Origin of the sequence: Larkinella humicola (assembly GCF_008727875.1) — a bacterium.
GTDB classification, from domain to species: domain Bacteria; phylum Bacteroidota; class Bacteroidia; order Cytophagales; family Spirosomataceae; genus Larkinella; species Larkinella humicola.
In genome coordinates, this window is record NZ_VTWS01000003.1 from 909,255 (window position 1) to 930,727 (window position 21,473).

14 protein-coding genes are annotated in these 21,473 nt (G+C 48.6%); 12 read left to right on the forward strand and 2 right to left on the reverse strand.

Going from position 1 to position 21,473, the window contains the following annotated elements; genetic code table 11:
* The first annotated feature begins 42 nt into the window (after window positions 1–42).
* The 5 genes from F0P93_RS15845 (at window position 43) to F0P93_RS15865 (ending at window position 6,302) form a co-directional block, all read left to right on the forward strand.
* The gene (locus F0P93_RS15845; RefSeq protein WP_150877506.1) at window positions 43–708 is read left to right on the forward strand and encodes an alpha/beta hydrolase; all 666 of its coding nucleotides are present in this window, start codon (window positions 43–45) and stop codon (window positions 706–708) included.
* Between the two features lie 13 nt (window positions 709–721).
* Complete coding sequence (locus tag F0P93_RS15850) at window positions 722–1,018, forward strand: hypothetical protein (protein WP_150877508.1); 297 nt, start codon at window positions 722–724, stop codon at window positions 1,016–1,018.
* A 31-nt stretch (window positions 1,019–1,049) separates the two neighbouring features.
* Window positions 1,050–1,487: a barstar family protein gene (locus F0P93_RS15855; protein ID WP_150877510.1), complete on the forward strand. Its 438-nt coding sequence runs from the start codon at window positions 1,050–1,052 to the stop codon at window positions 1,485–1,487.
* 93 nt (window positions 1,488–1,580) lie between these two features.
* A complete protein-coding gene (gene mfd, locus F0P93_RS15860) occupies window positions 1,581–4,934 on the forward strand; it encodes a transcription-repair coupling factor (RefSeq protein WP_150877512.1) in 3,354 nt (1,117 codons plus the stop codon).
* Between the two features lie 90 nt (window positions 4,935–5,024).
* A complete protein-coding gene (locus tag F0P93_RS15865) occupies window positions 5,025–6,302 on the forward strand; it encodes an SUMF1/EgtB/PvdO family nonheme iron enzyme (RefSeq protein WP_150877514.1) in 1,278 nt (425 codons plus the stop codon).
* A gap of 36 nt (window positions 6,303–6,338) precedes the next feature.
* Here the strand turns inward: F0P93_RS15865 and F0P93_RS15870 are convergent, their stop codons facing one another.
* On the reverse strand, window positions 6,339–7,055 hold the full coding sequence (locus F0P93_RS15870) for a ComF family protein (RefSeq protein WP_225309502.1): 717 nt from the start codon (window positions 7,053–7,055) through the stop codon (window positions 6,339–6,341).
* 136 nt (window positions 7,056–7,191) lie between these two features.
* Between F0P93_RS15870 and F0P93_RS15875 the strand changes: the two genes are divergently transcribed.
* The 6 genes from F0P93_RS15875 (at window position 7,192) to F0P93_RS15900 (ending at window position 18,044) form a co-directional block, all read left to right on the forward strand.
* Window positions 7,192–7,551 carry a hypothetical protein gene (locus tag F0P93_RS15875; RefSeq protein WP_150877516.1) on the forward strand — a complete coding sequence of 120 codons (360 nt, stop codon included), beginning with the start codon at window positions 7,192–7,194 and terminating at the stop codon, window positions 7,549–7,551.
* A gap of 142 nt (window positions 7,552–7,693) precedes the next feature.
* Window positions 7,694–11,191 (forward strand): DUF4175 family protein, encoded by a 3,498-nt coding sequence (locus tag F0P93_RS15880; protein WP_191908828.1) that lies wholly within the window; start codon window positions 7,694–7,696, stop codon window positions 11,189–11,191.
* A 173-nt stretch (window positions 11,192–11,364) separates the two neighbouring features.
* Window positions 11,365–13,227: a tRNA uridine-5-carboxymethylaminomethyl(34) synthesis enzyme MnmG gene (mnmG, locus tag F0P93_RS15885; RefSeq protein WP_150877518.1), complete on the forward strand. Its 1,863-nt coding sequence runs from the start codon at window positions 11,365–11,367 to the stop codon at window positions 13,225–13,227.
* A gap of 62 nt (window positions 13,228–13,289) precedes the next feature.
* Window positions 13,290–14,120, forward strand: coding sequence for a class I SAM-dependent methyltransferase (locus tag F0P93_RS15890; RefSeq protein WP_225309503.1), 831 nt, complete (start codon window positions 13,290–13,292; stop codon window positions 14,118–14,120).
* A 56-nt stretch (window positions 14,121–14,176) separates the two neighbouring features.
* A complete protein-coding gene (locus F0P93_RS15895; RefSeq protein ID WP_150877522.1) occupies window positions 14,177–15,784 on the forward strand; it encodes an Ig-like domain-containing domain in 1,608 nt (535 codons plus the stop codon).
* A 451-nt stretch (window positions 15,785–16,235) separates the two neighbouring features.
* Window positions 16,236–18,044 (forward strand): tetratricopeptide repeat protein, encoded by a 1,809-nt coding sequence (locus F0P93_RS15900; RefSeq protein ID WP_191908829.1) that lies wholly within the window; start codon window positions 16,236–16,238, stop codon window positions 18,042–18,044.
* Window positions 18,045–18,081: 37 nt separating this feature from the next.
* On the opposite strand, the gene thrC is transcribed toward F0P93_RS15900, so the two are convergent.
* On the reverse strand, window positions 18,082–19,386 hold the full coding sequence (thrC, locus tag F0P93_RS15905; protein ID WP_150877524.1) for a threonine synthase: 1,305 nt from the start codon (window positions 19,384–19,386) through the stop codon (window positions 18,082–18,084).
* A 157-nt stretch (window positions 19,387–19,543) separates the two neighbouring features.
* On the opposite strand from thrC, the gene pruA reads away from it, so the two are divergent.
* On the forward strand, window positions 19,544–21,175 hold the full coding sequence (gene pruA, locus F0P93_RS15910; protein ID WP_150877526.1) for an L-glutamate gamma-semialdehyde dehydrogenase: 1,632 nt from the start codon (window positions 19,544–19,546) through the stop codon (window positions 21,173–21,175).
* Window positions 21,176–21,473: the final 298 nt, after the last annotated feature.

Genomic DNA, 21,473 nt, shown 5'->3' on the forward strand with positions numbered 1-21,473 from the left:
TCGATTGGCATGGCAAAACCGGAGTAATCCGTAGAAGTTGCTATGATACACAATCCGAATAATTTCGTAACCGCCGGGAAACCGCTGGAAAAAGCTACCAAAGTCATGATTATGATCCACGGTCGGGGAGCGCCGGCGCGGGATATTTTGTCGTTGTCGGACCACATCGACGACAAGGAATTTGCCTTCATTGCGCCCCAGGCCAGCCAGAATACGTGGTATCCCTATTCGTTTTTGAGTCCGCTGGAACAAAACGAACCGTATTTGTCATCGGCACTTCAGGTGTTGAGCAGCATTCGCGCCCGGTTGCAATCCGATTATAATTTTAAAACGCCCCAGATTTTCTGGCTGGGCTTTTCGCAGGGCGCTTGTCTGGCGCTGGAATACGTGGCCCGCAACGCAATGCCCTACGGGGGTGTCTTTGGTTTGAGCGGTGGTTTGATCGGCCCTCCGGGAACACCCCGGTTGTATGAAGGGGAGTTGGACGAAACACCGGTTTTTCTGGGTTGCAGCGACATTGACCCGCATATCCCGAAAGAACGCGTGATTGAGTCGGAAGGTGTGTTTCGATCGATGGGTGCGGAAGTGACGATGAAATTATATCCAAATTTTCCGCATTCGGTCAACGAAGATGAGCTAAAGATTGTTAATCAATTGATTGCTGGTTCGCCCACGTCCGGTGCCACCATTCGAGAACTGTACACCTAAAACTACCACCGCCATGAGCCAGTTTATGGTAGAATTTGATCTCCCGGTTAACATGACCGAGGAATTTACGTCAAAAATCCCGCTTCAGCGGCTGAAAGTAAATGAGCTGATGGAAAGCGGAAAACTGCTTTCGTACGCTTTATCCTACGATCGTCAGAAATTATGGTGTGTTGTGAAAGCACTGACTGAATTTGATGCGATTGAAATTATTTCGGAATTCCCGTTGATCAATTACATGGAGCCGACGATTACGGAACTGATGTTCAACAATATCGTTTCGTTACGAATGCCCTTGTTTTCGCTGAATTGACTATTTTTGCCTTCTCATCTTCCGCTTATTCATGGCAAATTTTAGAGTCGTTCAATCGGATTCGGACTTAAAACCGTACGCTGCTTTTCGAGTGGCCCGAATCGACGGCCAGAAGGCCCAGACGTTCAAAGCATTTTATGAGCAAATGGCCCGCGAGCTCAAATTCCCGGATTATTTTGAATTCAACCTGGAATCCCTGGATGAATTACTGAACGATCTGGATTGGCTGGAGGATGACAAAATTGCGCTGTACATCACCCATTCGGACGTTTTTCTGTCGCAGGAAAAAAATGAAGCGCGCAAGGTGGAATTGCTGAACGTCCTGGATGTGGCCGCCGAAGACTGGAAATGGGTCGATGAGGAAGAAGAGGGCGTTACGCCCCGCGAGCTGGTGATTTTGTTTCAACCCGGCGACGCGTTCACTGCGCTGTTGGATAAAGAAGATTTTGCGTACGACCGCACCGTTTAATTTTGCAACCAAAACCGCTTGCAGACGGTTAATCAGTTGCTGTGTGCCGCATGGAAAATTCGCTCCCTGCGGCTTTTGGCATTTTATTTTTCTATGAAAGTAGCCGATTTAATCACTTTATATACTGAAGATAGTTTCATCAAAATCATTGGTGAACAATTCCGACAGCCGCATACGACAGAACCTTCGCGCATTCAACTGAAAGGCATTACCGGTAGCCTGGATGCCGTACTGGCCGCGTCGATTTACCGTACAAACCCCTCCACGTTTCTGTTCATTTTAAGCGACCGGGAAGAAGCTTCGTATTTCTACAACGACCTGCAAAACGTTCTGGGTCAGGAGGTTTTGTTCTTTCCGATGTCGTATAAAAAACCGTATCAATACGAGGAAATCGAAAATGCCAATGTGCTGATGCGGGCGGAAGTACTGAATAAACTCAATTCGGAGGCCAAAGAAAATGCCGTTGTCGTAACCTATCCGGAAGCTTTATCAGAAAAAGTAATCAACAAACGGTCGTTGCGGGCCAATACGCTGTCGGTCCAGACCGGTGATAAACTGGATGCCAATTTCATCAATGAACTGCTGAACAGTTATGATTTCGAGAAAACCGACTTTGTATACGAAGCCGGTCAATTCTCCATTCGCGGGGGAATTATCGACGTTTTTTCGTTTGCCAGCGAGTTTCCGTATCGGATCGAACTCTTTGGCGATGAGATCGAAAGTATCCGGTTGTTCAATCCCGAAAGTCAGCTTTCCACCGATCCTGTAAACCGCATCAGCATCATTCCCAACATTGAAAACAAGCTGACGCACGAAAGCCGGGAGCCGTTTCTGGAGTTTTTTCCGGAAACCGCCACGCTCTGGTTCAAAGACGTGGAACTCACGCTTGAAATCATTGAGAAGAGTTTTGAAAAAGCGGAAGAGAGCCTGGCCAGTCTGGTGGGTGCCAAAGGCGCGATCAAGATTGTTTCTGATCCGAACACCTTGTTTGAAACCCGGCGCGGTTTTCTGAATCAGATCAAGCCGTTTCGGACGGTGGAGTTTGGCCGCCGGTTTTATTTTAAATCCGAAGACAAACTCACCTACGCATCCAAGGCACAGCCGTCGTTCAACAAAGATTTCAAGCGACTGGTCGAAAACCTGGCTGAAAACCAGTCGAAAGGTTACACCAACATCATCGCGGCTGAGTCGTATAAACAGCATGAACGCTTAAAAACGATTTTCGAAGAACTCGATCCGTTTCTCAAATTTCAGGCCTTAGGCATTTCGCTGAAAGAAGGATTTGTAGACGAGCAGACGAAAATCGTCTGTTATACCGACCACCAGATTTTTGACCGGTATTACAAATACCGGGTTCGTGATAAATTCTCCAAATCGAAAGCCCTGACGCTACGCGAACTGAAAACGCTGCAACCCGGCGATTACGTCACGCACGTCGACCACGGCATCGGGCGGTTTGCGGGGCTGGAAAAAGTGGACGTTGGCGGTCGTGAACAGGAAGCGATCCGGCTCATTTACCGCGATAACGACATTCTGCTGGTCAGCATTCACAGCCTGCACAAGATTGCTAAATACACGGGGAAGGAAGGTACGCCACCGGTGATGAGCAAACTGGGTTCGCAGGAGTGGGATCTGAAAAAATCGCGGGTCAAGAAGCAGGTCAAGGATATTGCCAAGGAACTGATTGCGTTGTATGCCAAACGCCGGCAAGCCCCCGGTTTTGCGTTTTCGCCCGACAGTTTCCTGCAAGCCGAACTCGAGTCGTCGTTTATTTACGAGGATACGCCCGATCAGGCCAAGGCGACGGCGGACGTGAAAGTCGACATGGAGCAAAGTCACCCGATGGATCGGCTGGTGTGCGGTGATGTCGGTTTTGGCAAAACCGAAGTGGCGATTCGGGCGGCTTTCAAAGCCGTGACGGACAATAAACAGGTGGCGGTTTTGGTGCCGACGACCATTCTGGCCATGCAACACCACAATACGTTCCGCGAGCGGCTGGCCGATTTCCCGGTTAAAATCGAATACATCAACCGGTTTCGAACGGCAGCCCAAATCAAGGAAACGCTGAAACGGGTGGCTACGGGCGAAACCGGTATTCTGATCGGAACGCACCGGATCGTGAATAAAGACATCAAATTCAAGGATTTAGGATTGCTGGTTATCGATGAAGAGCAAAAATTCGGCGTCAAAACGAAAGACCGGCTGAAAGAAATGCGGGTCGATGTCGACGTGCTGACGCTGACGGCCACGCCGATTCCCCGAACCCTGCACTTTTCACTCATGGGTGCGCGTGACCTTTCGGTGATTGCGACGCCACCGCCCAACCGCCAGCCGGTGACGACCGAAGTTCACACGTTTAGTGAAGCCGTCATCCGCGACGCCGTTAGCTACGAAGTTCGGCGGGGTGGTCAGGTATTTTTTGTTCACAACCGGGTGAGCGACATCGAGTCGATGGCCAATCTAATCATGCGGCTGGTGCCCGACGCCCGCGTGTCGGTGGCGCACGGCCAGATGGAAGGCGACCGGCTGGAGCGGGTGATGACCCGGTTTATCGAAGGCGAAAATGACGTGCTGGTTTCGACGAACATCATCGAATCCGGTCTGGATATTCCGAATGCCAATACCATCATCATCAACCAGGCTCACATGTTTGGTTTGTCGGATCTGCACCAGATGCGCGGCAGGGTAGGGCGGTCCAACAAAAAAGCGTTCTGTTACCTGATGACGCCCCCGGTTTCGGTGATCACGACGGATGCGCGGAAGCGGCTGCAAACCCTCGAGGATTTTTCGGAACTGGGCGAAGGCTTTAAAATTGCGATGCGTGACCTCGACATCCGGGGTGCCGGAAATCTGCTGGGTGCCGAACAAAGCGGTTTTGTGAATGACCTCGGTTTTGAAATGTATCACAAGATTCTGGACGAAGCCGTTCAGGAACTGAAAGAAACCGAGTTCAAAAACCTGTTTATGCCCAATGACGAAACGCTGAAAAGTCTGCTGCCGGACACGCTCATCGAAACGGATTTGCAAGTGTTGATTCCCGAACGATACGTAGCCAATATCTCGGAGCGTCTGTCGTTGTATAACCAGTTGGATAACATTCAAAACCAGACGGAACTGTCGAGTTTTCAGCGATCCATCGCCGACCGGTTTGGCCCAATGCCGGAAGAGGTCGAGAATCTGATCAAATTAGTGATGGTTCGCTGGAAAGCCGAGCGCTTACAGCTTGAAAAATTGACACTAAAAAATAATATCATGAAGGGAACTTTCGTTTCTTCTGGGAATGACGCTTTCTTCAACTCCGGGCAGTTTGGCAAAGTAATTGATTATGTCAAGAAAAATTCGGCAACCTGCTCATTAAAAGACTTTAAAGGAAAATTGATTTTTACGCAACGAGACGTAAATGCAGTCGATCAGATGGATGATGTGTTGAGCCAGATGGTGGAGTGATGGCCGTAAAATTCGGATTCGGCTGTTCGTAATCGTGAAAGTTTCCCTGACAAACTGTAATTTTGAACTTCTATTAGTTACCTAATCACAATGAATCGAAAACAACCGTTACGCTCGATGGTCTGTCTGCTGGCTTTTGCCGCAGTGTTAGGCGCGTGTAAGTCCAAGCACCCGACCAGCGTGAAGCCGGGGAAGGAAAGTACGGCCACCGGTATTAACTACAACAAGGAAAACGGATTTCAGGTAGCTAAGTACAGAGGACAATCGGCCGGCCCGAACCTCGTCTTCATCGAAGGAGGCCGTTTCACGATGGGTGCGCTGGAAGAAGATGTCATGAATTCGCGCGACAACCGCGAGCGAACCGTCAGTATTCAGTCGTTCTACATGGACGAAACCGAAATCGCCAACATTCACTACCTCGAATACCTCGACGCCATTCAGCGCGATTCGTCGGAAGAAATTTACAGCCGCGCGCTGCCCGATACGAACGTGTGGAAAAACCCGCTATCGTATAACGATCCCTACGTAACGCAATACCTGCGTTTCCCGGGTTTCCGGTATTATCCGGTCGTTGGGGTTTCGTGGGAACAGGCCGTGGATTATTCTACCTGGCGGACGGATGCCGTCAATGCCAACCTGGCCCAGAAAGGTGCCAGCAGCGGCAAGAAAAAAGGATTCTCGCTGAAGCGGAAGAAGAAAGAAGATGCCGCTCCGGCAGCCGCCGAAGGAGAGCAGCCAGTCGCGGTCGCCAAAAATTCGCAAACCACGGCTTCGATGGAAAGCGGGAATGTGTTGCCGAATTACCGATTGCCTTCCGAAGCGGAATGGGAATATGCCGCCAAAGCTATGATCGGTACGCAATACATTGACGAAAACCAGTCGAATCAGCGCATTTATCCGTGGGATGGTTCGTCTGTTCGGAACGCCAAAAAAGGCCGCAAACAAGGCCAGATGTTGGCCAACTTCAAACGCGGTCGCGGTGACTACGCCGGGATTGCCGGGAAATCGAACGATGCGGCCATTATCACCGCAGAAATCTACACCTATCCTCCCAACGACTTCGGTTTGTATAACATGGCCGGAAACGTGAACGAGTGGGTGTATGACGTCTATCGTCCGCTGTCGTATCAGGACATGAACGATCTCAATCCGCTGCGTCGGGATGGGTATCAGGATGAAGAGAAAAACTACGATACGAAAAACGGCAACTCGATCATCAACGATAAATTACGGGTTTACAAAGGTGGTTCCTGGTCGGATGTTGCCTACTGGTTGTCACCGGGTACCCGTCGGTTCATGGCGCAGGATTCGGCAACGGCTACCATCGGTTTCCGTTGTGCCATGATCGCCGGAGGACGGAACAAATAAGAACGAACTTCCTGGACCCTTACAGCGGCCACCCGACTATCGGGTGGCCGCTAGTGTTACAATCCCAACCGATTGGCTGTTGGCGGCCAATAAAGTCGCCGTACAGGCCTCCAAAGTGGCTCCGGTGGTCAAGACATCATCGACCAGCAAAATCCGCTTATTTGCCACCAAATCCGGATCACCAATCCCGAAGACGTTGTTGACATTGTGCCAGCGTTCAATTCGATCTTTCCCGGTTTGGCTAATGGTGTACAGATTGCGTACCAACGCCCGATCACTCCACGGTATTTCCAGCGTTTCCGACAGACCCTGAGCAAACCAGTCGCTCTGGTTATAACCGCGTTGCCGAAGTTTGGCCGGATGCAGCGGTACGCCTACGATAAGATCAACCTGATCGTTTAATCGAATGTCGGTTTTTAACTGATAGCCATACCAACGCCCGAGCACGCTTCCCACCTCTTTCATAGTGCGGTATTTCAGGGCATGAATCAGTCGCTGCGTTTTTCCTTTCTTGTTAAAATAGAGATACGCATACACAAAGTCCACCGGCACTTTTCCGGCAAACCGGAGTTGGCCCGACACCAGTGCTTCGCCCCGGTGCTGTCCGGTTTCCGGAAGTTCAAGACGACAGGCCGTGCAGACCAGTTGTTCCTGGCTTTGCAGTGTGTTGCGGCACAGCAGACAAGGGTTGGGATAAAACAGATTGAGCAGATCCCGAAAACCGTCTGCAACCAATTTTCCAATGATTTTCACGAACTTGGTTTGTTGAAATTATTTTGATGCAACGACGTGCAGAATCCATTCCTCTTTTGTTCTCTTCCTATGTGACGAAGGCGGGTGGAAAAAGTCATAAAAATGAGTGAACAAACTCCATAAATCTTTACGAAGAATGATTACACAGGAAATTGAACAGGAGTGGGAGCAGGTGCTGGACTATCTGGAGAAAGCCGTTGGCAAACGGCCGGCGGATTTAAACAGCGTGCTGTTTCTGATTGGTGTGCAGGAACTGGGCCGGGGAACGCAGGTCTTTACAAAAGAACAGAAACAGGATTTGATGCACATCGCCATCTGCAAAGTCCTGAGTTTTTCGGGGTATTACGAACTGGCAGGAACGGATCAGGACGGCTGGCCCCATTGGAAACTGGTCCAGAAAGTCCCATACGTCGACTTGCTGACGCAGGAGAATTTTCTGAAACTCCACGTCATTACGTATTTTAACGACTACCTCGATTTACCCGGAAATCAGTGAGTCGAGCCACGGGATAAAATTGTACAACGATCTTTTTCGTTATCAGAAGGAAGTTAAGGTTCAATTGATTATCTTCATTTTAAGGATCATTGAGTTGTGATGACCAGAGCAGTGTCAACCCTTTAAGACTAGACCGATGCCGATGCAAGAATCCATTCAATCGCTGCTGCTGCGTATTGAAGAATACCGAAAGAAATTTTACATCAACCAGATTGCCAAAGGGGCCATATTTTTCATTGCCTTTACGCTGTCGATTTATCTCCTGATGAACACGGCCGAGTTTTTCGGCCGGTTTAGCTCGCCGGTTCGTGGTGTGCTGTTTTTTGGTTCGTTGACGGTTCTGCTGCTGGCTTTGTACTACTGGGTTATTAATCCACTGGTGCATCTGTACGGTATTGGAAAATCACTGACCAACGAAGAAGCGGCCCAACAGATCGGCCGGTTTTTTCCGGAAGTAGGGGATAAGCTCCTGAACACGCTGCAACTTCAGGCGTTGTCACGCCAGCAAAGCGATTTGCTTGAAGCCAGCATCAACCAGCGGTCGAAACAACTGCTGATCGTTCGGTTTGCCGACGCCATTCAAATCAATCAAAACCGCCGTTTCATCAAATTTGCCATTATTCCGGCGTTTATCATCGGCGGTTTGCTGCTGCTGTATCCGGCATTTCTGACCAGCACGTCGAAGCGAATTATCAGCTATGATCAGGAGTTTGCGGAAGAAGCCCCGTTTCAGTTTCAATTGCGCAACAAAAACCTCAAAGCTTTTCGGAACGAAGACTATACACTGGAATTACAACTCAAGGGAAACAGCTTGCCACAGGACGTTTACCTGGTTTCGAATAATACGCGCTTCAAGCTGACCAATGACGGCAAAGGGCTTTTTACCTATACGTTTGATAATGTTCAGCGCGATATTCCCTTCCGTTTTGAAGCCGTCGGATTCAATTCGCCGGGCTACGAGCTGGTCGTTCTGGATCGTCCGGGTTTGCTAGCTTTCGACGTCAGCCTGGTGTATCCATCCTATCTCAACAAACCGTCGGAGCAACTTTCGAATGTTGGCAATTTGCTCGTCCCCGAAGGAACACAGGTGACCTGGCGGTTTTCCGCGGCCAATACCGACTCGGTTCTGGTGCGGTTTGGCAATGAACCCAGGGGCCTGGTGGCCGACAAACAGTCGTCAGACGAGTTCGAATTCTCCCGCGTGGTGAAGAAATCCTCGACGTATTCTATTTCCCTGAAGAACAAAGTAGCCGCCAGCCGGGATAATATTCAGTATACGCTGAATGTTGTCAATGACAAATTTCCGCAGGTTTCGCTGGAAAATTTCAAGGATACGACTTTCTACAACTACGTCATGCTGGGAGGCACCATCACCGACGACTACGGTTTCTCCAACCTGAAAGTGATGTACAAAGTGATCCGGGCTGGTCAAAACTCACCGGATAAATTCCTAACCCGCGCGGTTCCATTCAACCGATCGGCGGCTACCCAGAATTTTTATTACCAGTGGGGGCTTGATAGCCTGAAAATGCAGCCCGGCGACCGGCTTGAGTATTTCGTTCAGGTCTGGGATAACGACGTGGTCAATGGCTACAAAAGCGCCCGTTCCAGCTTCGCTCAGTTTGCCGTTCCCGATCAGGCGAAGCTGGCAGAAGCCGCTGAGCAGTCGGCCCAGAAGACCGAAAACCAGATTAGCAAAACGCTGACGAAAGCACAGCAGCTCAAAAAAGATTTGAATGCGCTGGAAAACCGCCTGCAAACGAAGAAGAATCTGGACTTTCAGGATAAAAAGCAAGCCGAAGATTTGCTGAAAAAGCGGGAAGAACTGATGCAGGAATTGAAAGAACTGCAGGAACAGAACAAGACCAACAACGAACGCCAGGAACGGTTTAACAACCAGAATCCGGAAATGCTCCAGAAATTTGAACAGCTCCAGAAGCTCATGAACGAGCTGATGGATCCGGAAACGCAGAAGCTGTACGAGGAACTGAAAAAGATGCTGGAGCAGAAGCAGGACGACAAAATGATCGACATGCTCGACCGGCTGAAGAATAAAGAGAAAAATCTGGAGAAAGAATTAGAGCGCGCTTTGGAGCTTTTCAAGCAGCTTCAGATGGAACAGAAGATGGAAAATGCCATCAAAGATCTGGAGAAGCAGGCTGAAAAACAGGAGAAACTGGCGAACGAAACGGAGAAACAGGAAGCTCAGAAAGAAAAGGACGACAAGGCTCAGCCGAAAAAAGACGACGCCAAATCGAAGAAGGACGATAAGGCTCAGTCGAAGAAAGACGAAAATCAGTCGGCGAAGAAGGATGAAAACGGCGATAAGAAGGATCAGAACGCTGATTCCAAAAAAGAGGATAACGCCAAAAAAGAAGAGAATGCCGAGCTGAGCAAGAAACAGGAGGAACTTAACAAGGAGTTTGAGAAGACCCGCGAGGATCTGAAAGAGATCGAGAAAATGGCCGAAGAGATGAAGAATGCGCAGGAAAAAGACACGCGCGAAGATCTTCAGCAGGAAATCAGCAACGAGCAGCAGGAGAGCCAGAAGCAGCTTGATCAGAAACAAAATGACAAAGCGTCGAAATCGCAGAAGAATGCCGCCAAGCAAATGAAGAAGCTGAGCCAGGAACTGGAGCAACAACAGCAGTCGGCAGAGATGGAAGAGTCGCAGGAAAACATGGACGATTTGCGTGACATTCTTGAAAACCTGATCCAACTGTCATTTGATCAGGAACGCGTTATGAAGGATTTCAAGGCGGTTTCGTTGCAGGACCCCCGCTTCGTAAAACTCGCCCAGGATCAATTAAAGCTCCAAGATGACGCCAAAATTATTGAAGACAGCCTCTATGCTCTGGCCAATCGGGTCTTACAAATCCAGTCTTTTGTGACCCGGGAATTGAACAGCATGAAAGGATACATGGATGAAAGTGTTAAATATATTCGCGAACGTCGATTAAATGTTGCTACATCGAAGCAGCAATTTGCGATGACTTCCATCAATAATTTGGCCTTAATGCTCAGCGATGTATTCAAGCAAATGCAGGAGCAGATGAGCCAAATGTCGGCCTCCGGTTCGGGAAAAGGCAAGAAAAAAGGCAAAGGTAAGAGCATGTCGATGGGAGAAATGCAAAAGCAATTGAATGAGCGGATGCAAAAACTCATGAAAGAAGGACAGGGGCAAGGGCAGGGAGGCAAAGGCGGACGGGGTATGTCGGAAGAGCTTTCGCGTCTGGCAGCCGAACAGGCCATGATGCGGAAAATGCTGAAAGAACTTCAGGACGCTCAAAAAGGCACTGAAATGGGCAAGAAACTGGGTGGTGAAATGAATGACATTATGAATAAAATGGATGAGACGGAAACGGATCTGGTCAACAAACGTGTCACACAGAATACCATTAAACGCCAGCAGGAGATGTTAATTCGCTTACTGGAATCTGAAAAAGCAATTAAGGAGCAGGAGGAGGATATGCAACGGAAAGCAGAATCGGCCAAACCGGTTATGCGGAAACCACCTCCACAGTATGAACAATTGGTGAAGGACAAGCAAAAACAAGTTGAATTGTTGCGCTCGGTACCACCTGATTTTTCACCATTCTACAAACGCGAAGTGGATTCATATCTCAAAAAGTTAAAGTAAGTTAAGGGGCTTCGGCCCCTTTTTTCTTTTGAATCTTTTCTGTCCGGCCTACGTTGATTTTGACAATCCTTCTCTTTACGCTTGTTTTATTTCTATTTTTGTATTTCTTTTTTGTCACGCTGTGAAATGTTTCCACGTGGAACATTTTTTCAAAATTGTAAAATCTCAAACCAATGTTCAATAAGTATGATGTTATTGTAGTAGGAGCGGGTCATGCCGGTTGTGAAGCTGCCACAGCAGCCGCAACGATGGGATCATCCGTTTTACTGATTACAATGAACATGCAAACGATTGCTCAAATGTCATGCAATCCGGCGATGGGCGGTGTGGCAAAAGGGCAGATTGTTCGTGAAATCGATGCATTAGGGGGGCAATCAGGAATCATCAGCGATAGATCGATGATTCAATTCCGAATGCTGAATCGCTCCAAAGGTCCCGCTATGTGGAGTCCACGTTGTCAAAGTGACCGCATGCTATTTGCCGCCGAGTGGCGTAAAACTATGGAAGAAACGCCCAATCTTGACTTCTGGCAGGATATGGTGACTGAAATCATCGTAAAGGACCAACGGGTTACCGGTGTAAAAACCAGCATGGGTATGGAAATTCTGGCTGATTCCGTTGTACTTACAAACGGAACATTTCTGAATGGAAAAATCTACATTGGTGAGAAAACATTCGGGGGCGGACGAACCGCGGAGCGATCGGCCACCGGCTTAACGGAACAACTCGTGCACCTCGGTTTTGAAGCAGGCCGGATGAAAACCGGTACGCCACCGCGGGTCGATGGTCGTAGTTTAAATTATAAGTTGATGGAGGAACAGCCCGGCGATGAAAACCCGGGCAAGTTTTCTTACCTCAATACAACCGCTTTAACCAAACAACGGCACTGCTGGATCACGTATACAAACCCGGAAGTTCATGAAATTTTGAAGACCGGTTTTGAGCGTTCACCCATGTTTACAGGCCGAATTAAGGGTTTAGGCCCCCGGTATTGCCCGTCTGTGGAAGACAAAATCAACCGGTTTGCCGACAAAGATCGCCACCAGATTTTCGTAGAACCGGAAGGATGGGACACCGTCGAGGTGTACGTCAACGGTTTTTCGACTTCTTTGCCGGAAGATGTGCAGATAAAAGCCTTGCGAAAAATACCGGGTTTCGAGAATGCCAAAATGTTTCGCCCCGGCTACGCGGTCGAATATGACTACTTTCCACCGACCCAATTGAAGCAAACGCTGGAGACCCAGTTGATCGACGGGCTGTTTTTTGCCGGTCAAATCAATGGAACAACCGGTTATGAAGAAGCCGCCTGCCAGGGTTTGATGGCCGGCATCAACGCCCACAATACCGCAAAAGGTCTCGGCGAATTCACGCTGAAACGTTCCGAAGCCTACATTGGCGTGCTGATCGATGACCTGATTACGAAGGGGACCGAAGAACCGTATCGCATGTTTACGTCCCGTGCTGAATACCGAACCATTCTCCGGCAGGACAATGCCGACCTGCGTCTGACCGAAAAAGGATATAAAATTGGTCTCGCTTCGCAGGAACGGTTTGACCTCATGCAGACCAAACAGGCCAATGTAACGGCCATTCTGGATGAAATGAGACAAATGCGGGTGCAACCGGAAACCATCAACACCCTGCTGGATTCGCTGGGGAGTGCACAGATTCGGGAAAAAACATCGCCATATGCGCTGCTAAGACGACCGGAAATTAATCGCAAAGAGCTGACCATGCTGGGCGAAAACGTTGCCGATTATCTCAATGCGTTCAACGAAGAAACCGTTGAGGAAGCCGTGATTCTGGTGAAATACGAAAGCTATATCGAGAAGGAGAGACTGCTGGTGGAACGCACGGAAAAGCTGGAAAGCCTGATGATCCGTCCGGATTTTGACTTCGACCGGCTTTCTGCTTTGTCGTTCGAAGGGCGTGAAAAGTTGAAGCGGATCCGTCCCCAAACCATTGGCCAGGCATCGCGGATCAGCGGTGTTAGTGCTTCGGATATTTCCATATTGATGATTTATTTAGGCCGGTAAACATGACGGTTGAGCACCTTGTAGAATGCCCGGTTTGTGGAAATCAGTCTTTTTCCAACTGGATGACTTGTACGGATTATCTGGTTTCGAAGAACGAATTTGCCATCCAGCGTTGTGAACAATGCGGTTTTAAGGCAACAAATCCACGACCGGTAGAAGCAGAAATTGGACAGTATTACCAATCAGAAGAATACATTTCGCACAGCGATACGCGGAAAGGAATCATCAGCCAGCTCTACCATACCGTTCGAACGATAACCGTTCGGCAGAAGGTGAAACTGATTACGGAGCTATCTCCACGGAAAGGTCAATTACTGGACATCGGCTGCGGCTCCGGTTATTTTCTGGCAGCCAGTCAGGAAGCGGGCTGGAAAATCAGGGGGACTGAACCGGATGTCAACACGCGACAACAAGCCGCAGAACGGACTAAAACGGAGCTTGGAAAGTCTATTTTTGAGCTTGAAAACAAGGAGCCATTTGATGTGATTACGATGTGGCACGTATTGGAACACGTTCACGAATTGCAGGAAACTCTGGAGTGGATACGCAGGCACAGTCACCCGAAAGGGCATTTGGTGATTGCCGTTCCAAACTATCACTCGTGGGATGCCCGGCACTACAAACAGTTCTGGGCGGCTTATGATGTGCCCCGGCACCTCTATCACTTTTCGCCCGATACCATGAAAAGGTTGCTGAAACGATACGGTTTTGAATTGAAAGAACAGCGGCCGATGGTATTTGATGCGTTCTATGTGAACATGCTCAGCACGAAAAACCGGGACGGAAAGCCGGCTTATCTTGAAAGTTTTTGGAATGGAATTCGTTCTAATTGGTCAGCCTATCAGGATGGAGGGAATTATTCAAGCTTGATTTACGTCGCTCAGGCCCAATAATAAATCATTTCTCATGCCCTGATCAGGAAACTGTTCAGGGTTTTTTATTGCCAAAAATGAAACAAGCACTCGCTCTATTCGCCATTATCGTTGTTTTTCTGAACTCCTGTTCCCAGTATGCCGCACCGATTGGGGGTAAAAAAGACACCCTCGCGCCCGTTCTGGTGGTCAGCACACCCATCAATAAACAAAAGAATTTTAAAGGAAAAACCGTCGAAGTTTTCTTTAACGAATACATCCGGGTGGAGAATGCCAACCAGAAAATCCTGATCACGCCGGAGCCGGAAACACCTTTCAAAGTCAAAATCAAGCCGACCAGTTTGCGGCTCTCGTTCGACAAACCGTTCAAGGATAGTACGACGTACACCTTCAATTTCACGGATGCCGTAAAAGACGTGACCGAAAACAACCCGGCTCTGAGCCTCAAATTGGTCTTCAGCACGGGCAACACCATCGACTCGCTCAGGGTAGGAGGGAAGGTGACGGACATCCAGACGGGCCAGCCCACCTTGAATACATTGGTGGGACTCTACATTCCAAATGATACGCTGACGCCCACCAAAAGCAAACCGTATTACTTCACGCGCACCGATACATCAGGGGTATTTCTATTGGAAAACGTGAAAGACGGTCGCTATAGAGTATTCGCGTTCGACGATAAAAATCTGAATTTTATCCTGAATCCAAATACGGAAAAAGTAGCTTTTCTGAAAGGTGATCTTGACCTGAAGGCAAACAATGACACCCTGAATTTGCAGTTATTTTCGTTTTACAATACCCCTCCGCGATCGGTCCGAACGCAGCAAATGGTTAACACGTATACCTATGTATTCGATCGGGGAATTGAAAAGTATTCCATACGTTTTAACAATCCGGAGGACAGCATTCCATCGTATTTCAGAACGCCAACGGAGCTGACCTTCTTTAATGCGAAGGCAACATCGGATACGATTCGGGTGAAGATTTCAGTGACGGACTCGCTAAAAAACACGACAGAACTTACCCAGAAATTCAAGTTTCGAACCTCCACGCGCCGGGAAACGCCGGAGCCGGTAACGATCACGGCCAGGCCGACCGACAATGGAGATAGTGATCGAAACCTGGAAGTCGTGCTTGAGTTTTCGAAGCCGATGAAGCAAATCACACCGGATTCGGTACAGCTCTTTAGTGACAGCACAAACCGCATTCCGTTGACCCCGCAGGACTACCGATGGGAAGATAATCAAACCCGTTTTGTACTGACCAGGTCGACCACCGCCCGGAACAACCTTATCCTCCGATTGGGAAGAGGAGCATTTATCAGTGCACTCAATGACTCGACGGCGCGAACGGAATTGAACTATACCATCCGTGATCCCGAGAAATATGGCGTCCTGACGGGCCGGGTGAATACCTCGGCAAAGCAGTTTATTGTGGAATTACTGGACGAGAATTTTAAGCTGGTTGAGAAGCAATTAAACAACCCCACCTATCGATTCGTTAACATAAAACCGGGTCGCTACCGGCTTCGGGTCATCATCGATGAGAATGGAAACGGCCGGTGGGACAGTGGGAATGTGACCGAAAACCGCTTTCCTGAACCCATCTTTTTCTTCACGAATAACAAGGGCATCATACCCATCAAGCAGAACTTCGACGTTAATGAGGATATAGACGCCTTTTGAAAGGTCAATGTGAAATTAAAAAAACACAAGTAATCGGTGGAAAAGTGCGTGGAAAAGTTAATAATGAGTGTGGATAAAATGTGACGGGGTACAAAAATTGCTGTGGACAAACAGGTTGCGGCTGTGGATAAGAAAAAAGTAAAGTGTAGAGCGTGTACAACTCTGCTATTTTCCACAACTTATTCCTACCTTCATCAACACGTGGAAATGTTTATAGTGTATCTTGTGGAAATGTGTCTAAAAGACCGGTGTATTCCAGAGTGTGAATGTTGATAAGAAATAAAACCTCTGGTAATCAGTATATTACATGTGGATAAGTATGTAACCAATGTGGATAAGTCAGTTTTGTTTTCCACAGAATTTTCAAACCAATGTGCATAAAGAAGTTGTCCACATATCCACAGGCAACAATCCTTTAAATCCTTTTATTCTTTAATTAATAAAAAAGAAAATGAAGAAGATAGTAGGACTCCTGATAATGCTACTGTTGGTGGGCTCATTGAGTGGATTTGCGCAGGAAGGAGCAGACCTGGCAGATGAATATTTCAAAAAAGGCGAATTTGAAAAAGCGCATACAATCTACCAGAAATTGATGAAGCCCGGAGCCAGCAAGCAAATCATCAGTCGCTACGTGGAAAGCTCAGTCAAGTTGAATAAAATACCAGAAGCGGAAAAGGTGATCAGGAAGCTGGTGAAGTCGGACGACAAAAATCCGTATGTGTTTCTACAGGCCGGCATTCTCGAAGAAAGCCGGAGCGATTCGGCTAAAGCAGACGTTTACTTTAACAAAGCTATCGCCGTTGCAGGAAACGCAATGAACGGGTTGCCGGAACTGGCTCAGGATTTTGCCGAGCAAAGCAAACAGAACTGGGCCATCAAAGTATTGAAGAAGGGGCGCGAGCAAAGTCGGGAACCGCTGGCCTATGCCGGCGAACTGGCTCGCCTATATGGCGCTGTCGGGCAAAAGGAAAACATGATTGACGAATTGCTGCACTGGGGACTCATTCCGGGCAATCGTGACAATGTGCAGGCCATTTTGCAGGACAACCTGAAAGACGCCGATCAGAAGATGCTGGAGACGGTTCTGTACAAGAAAGTGCAGGAAAATCCGAACGAGATGTTCTATACCGAGATGCTCGTCTGGTACTTAACGCAGAAGAAGGAGTTTTATAAAGCATTCATTCAGGAACGCGCCCTCGACAAACGCTTAAAATTGACCGGTGTGCGCGTTTATGACCTGGGAGCGGTCGCACTCCAGAACAAAGATTATAAGAACGCAGCGGCCATGTTTGAGTACGTAGCGAAGGAATATCCCCAGGGGCAGCTCTATCCGTTTGCCCGGCGGCTAGTGATCAAGGCCCGGGAGGAGCAGGTAAAGAACACCTACCCGGTGGATAATCTTGAAATCCGGAAGCTCATTGCCGATTACCAGAAGATGTTTCAGGAACTGGGCAAAAACAACCGGACGCTCGAAGCCCTCCGCAGCACCGCCAGTCTGTATGCGTTTTACCTGGATGAAAAAGACACGGCTTTGACAATTCTGCAACTGGCCACCGAAATCAGCAAAAACGAAAAAGGGTTTATCGACCGGTGCAAACTGGACATGGGCGATATTTACCTCCTGAAAGGCGAACCCTGGGAAGCCACGTTGCTGTATTCACAGGTTGAAAAATCACAGAAAGAAGAGTTGCTGGGGTACGAAGCCAAGCTGCGGAATGCCCGGTTGCATTACTACAAAGGCGAATTTGAGCTATCGAAAGATGTGCTGGATATTCTGAAGCAAGCCACCAGCCGGGAAATTGCCAACGACGCCGGGGCACTCAGTTTGCTCATTATGGACAATACCGGCATGGATTCGGATAGCAACGAAACCGCCATGAAAGAATACGCTTCCATTGAGCTGATGTTGTTTCAGAACAAAGTCGATTCGGCCGCGCTGGAACTCAACCGGTTGTATGCCAAATACAAAGACCACAGTCTGGCCGACAACATTTTGTGGCTGCGGGCCAATACGCTGATCAAGCAGAATAAGATCGATGAAGCCCTGCAGGATCTGGAAAAAATCTCGGCCAACTACGGAGAAGATGTTCTGGGCGACGACGCGCTTTTTTTGACGGCCAAAACGTACGAGGAAAACAAACAGGATAAGCCGAAAGCGATGGAACTCTACAACCAGCTTTTACAGAAATATCCGGGAAGTATTTTTGGCGCCGACGCCCGAAAGCGGTTTCGAGCCTTGCGGGGAGACACCATCAATTAATCAAAAAGACCCGCTACTCGGCGGGTCTTTTTGATTATCAGGCGGTTTGCAGAAGGAAATCTTTAAACTCCGCAAAATCAGCCTTCATTTTAAAACTGCTTTTTGGCCGGTTCATCAATTCTTCCAAAGCCGCCGGGATATCCACAGGCGTGTGGATAACTGACTCGACCAGCTCTTTGAACTTGGCCGGATGAGCCGTGGCCAGCGTTATTCCACACACATCCGGGTTGGTTTGTTGATAACGTTGTAAACCGAGGTAACCGACCGCCGTGTGTGGGCACATCACGTAGTTGAATTGTTGATAAACAGCCGCCATGGCTTGTTTGGTCTGCTCATCATCGAAGAAATAACCGGATAAAACGTGTTTCAACGTTTCAAAATTATCGTTGAACAAGTGGGTAAGGCGCACGAAATTGCTCGGACTTCCCACATCCATCGCGTTCGAAATGGTTTCAACCGACGGTTTGGGCTCGTATACGCCCGTTTCCAAATACTTCGGAACCACGTAGTTCAGGTTCGTCGACGCAATGAACTGTTGAACGGGAAGTCCCATTTTGTAAGCTAACGCCCCCGCACTCAGATTACCGAAATTGCCGCTGGGCGTCGAGAAAACCACCGGTTTTCCCAAATGCTTCACCTGTCCATAGGCCCGGGCGTAGTAAAAGCTTTGCGGAATCAGGCGGAAGATGTTGATGGAGTTGGCCGACGCCAGGCTAAACTGCTGATTCAATTCAGAATCGGTAAAGGCGGTTTTCACCAGCGCCTGACAATCATCAAACGAACCGTCGACTTCAATGGCCGTAATATTTTGCCCCAGAGTCGTTAACTGCTTTTCCTGCAACTCACTGACCCGACCGGTGGGATACAGAATCGTCACTTTGATACCGGGAACACCCAGAAAGCCCATGGCCACGGCACCACCCGTATCACCGGACGTCGCGACCAGGATATGCACTTCCCGGTTCGATTTTTCCAGATAATAGCCCATCATGGCCGCCATATAGCGGGCGCCCACATCTTTGAAAGCCAGCGAAGGTCCGTGGAACAACTCCAGAACGTGCGTTTTTCCGTCTTCGAGTGCCACCACGGGCGTATCGAATGGAAAAGCGTGGTGAACCAGTTCTTCCAGTTTCGCGGTTGGAATAGCGTCTTTAAAAAGCGCCGAGCTGATTTGAAAGCCAATATCGGCCAGTGAGCCGCCGGAAATGGAATTGAAAAAATCCGCGCCCATCGCTGGGATCGTTTCCGGCATATAAAGGCCCCGGTCTGCTGGCAAACTGCGGAGCAACGCTTCTTCCATCGAAACCCGGACAGAAGGATTATTCGTACTGTAAAACTTCATGGTAAGGAGCTAAAAAATTGCCGCAAGTTACGAAACCCCAAACCGTTAAGCGAACAATTGAATCGACAAATGACAAAAACTGTGGTATAAACCACTGGGAACCTAAATAGGTTACATTCAATTATCTAGTTTAGCAGCTTCAAAAATCAACAAACGTATGTCAGTAGGCTTTTTTCAGGTTCCGATTCCACAAAATGAGCCGGTTAAAGAGTATCGTCCCGGTTCCGACGAGCGCGCAAAGTTAAAAGCCGCCCTCGCCGAGGCTTCTTCGAAAACCGTTGATATTCCGATGTACATCGGTGCAGACGAAGTTCGGACCGAAATTCAGAAGGAATTAGTAGCTCCGCATAACCGCCATCAGATTCTGGCGCATTTTCATGAAGGAGATCAATCGCATGTTGAACAGGCTATTACGGCGGCACTGAATGCGAAAGGAGAGTGGGCGAATCTGTCGTGGGAACACCGCGCCAGCATTTTTCTGAAAGCCGCTGAACTGCTGGCTGGGCCGTATCGCTACAAAATGAATGCGGCAACGATGTTGGGTCAGTCGAAAAACGCATATCAGGCCGAGATTGATTCGGCTTGTGAACTGATTGATTTTCTACGATTTAATGTCCATTACGCAACGGAAATCTACAGCCAGCAACCTAAATCGTCGGCTGGTGTCTGGAACCGTCTGGAATACCGTCCGCTGGAAGGCTTCGTTTTTGCCCTGACGCCATTCAACTTCACCGCCATTGCCGGCAATCTGCCCACCGCGCCCGCTTTGTTGGGAAATACCGTGGTTTGGAAACCGGCCTACCAGCAAATTTATTCAGCGCAAGTCATCATGGAAGTGCTGAAAGAAGCCGGTTTGCCCGATGGTGTCATCAATTTGATTTACGTGGATGGGCCATTGGCGGGGGAAGTGATTTTCAAACACCCGGATTTTGCGGGAATACATTTTACCGGTAGCACTGGTGTTTTCCAGCAGATCTGGAAAACGATTGGCGAAAACATCCATCGGTACAAATCCTATCCGCGCATTGTGGGCGAAACCGGCGGAAAAGACTTCGTATTGGTTCACGAATCAGCCGATCCGAAAGCCGTGGCGACCGGCCTGGTTCGCGGGGCCTTTGAATACCAGGGGCAGAAATGCTCGGCGGCATCCCGGGCGTACATTCCGTCAAACCTCTGGGAACAGATCCGGACGTACATCGTGGCCGATTTGCAGGCCATCAAAATGGGAGGTGTCGAAGATTTCGGGAATTTCGTCAATGCGGTTATTGATGAAAAATCCTTCGATAAGATCAGCAAATACATTTCTGATGCGAAGGCTGATCCGACCGTCGAAATCATTGCGGGGGGAAATGTGGATAAAACCGACGGTTTTTTTGTGGAACCAACGGTTTTGGTCGCGTCTAATCCGCTGTATGTAACGATGTGTGAGGAAATATTCGGCCCGGTTTTGACCATTTATCTCTATCATCCTGACAATTTTGAACATACCATCGAACTGGTTGATCAAACGTCACCGTATGCCTTGACGGGGGCGGTTTTCGCCAAAGACCGGTATGCCCTTGAATTGGTCACGAAAAAACTGTCAAATGCGGCCGGTAATTTCTACATCAATGACAAACCAACGGGAGCCGTTGTGGGTCAGCAACCCTTTGGCGGAGCCCGGGCGTCAGGGACAAACGACAAAGCCGGTTCCTTATTAAACTTGCTGCGGTGGGTTTCGGCCCGGACCATCAAGGAGACGTTGGTGTCACCAACTGACTTCCGGTATCCTTTTTTGGAGAGTGAATAACATTTAAAATGATCAATAAGGAGATAGAATTGCATTCAAAAAAGAATGTTGTGGTAAATTAACTTTTTTCGAAAAAGGACTTGCGCTAAGCAAAACAAACCTCTATCTTTGCAGTCCCAAATAAGTGATACGGCTGGACGGAAGCGTTCAGCAACAGTTTTCCAAGCGAGGAAAACACGTTCTTTGACAACTTGACCAAGTAAGTAAGAAGTAAGGATTCTGCGTAAAGTATAAGTACAAATCATTTACAATGGAGAGTTTGATCCTGGCTCAGGATGAACGCTAGCGGCAGGCCTAA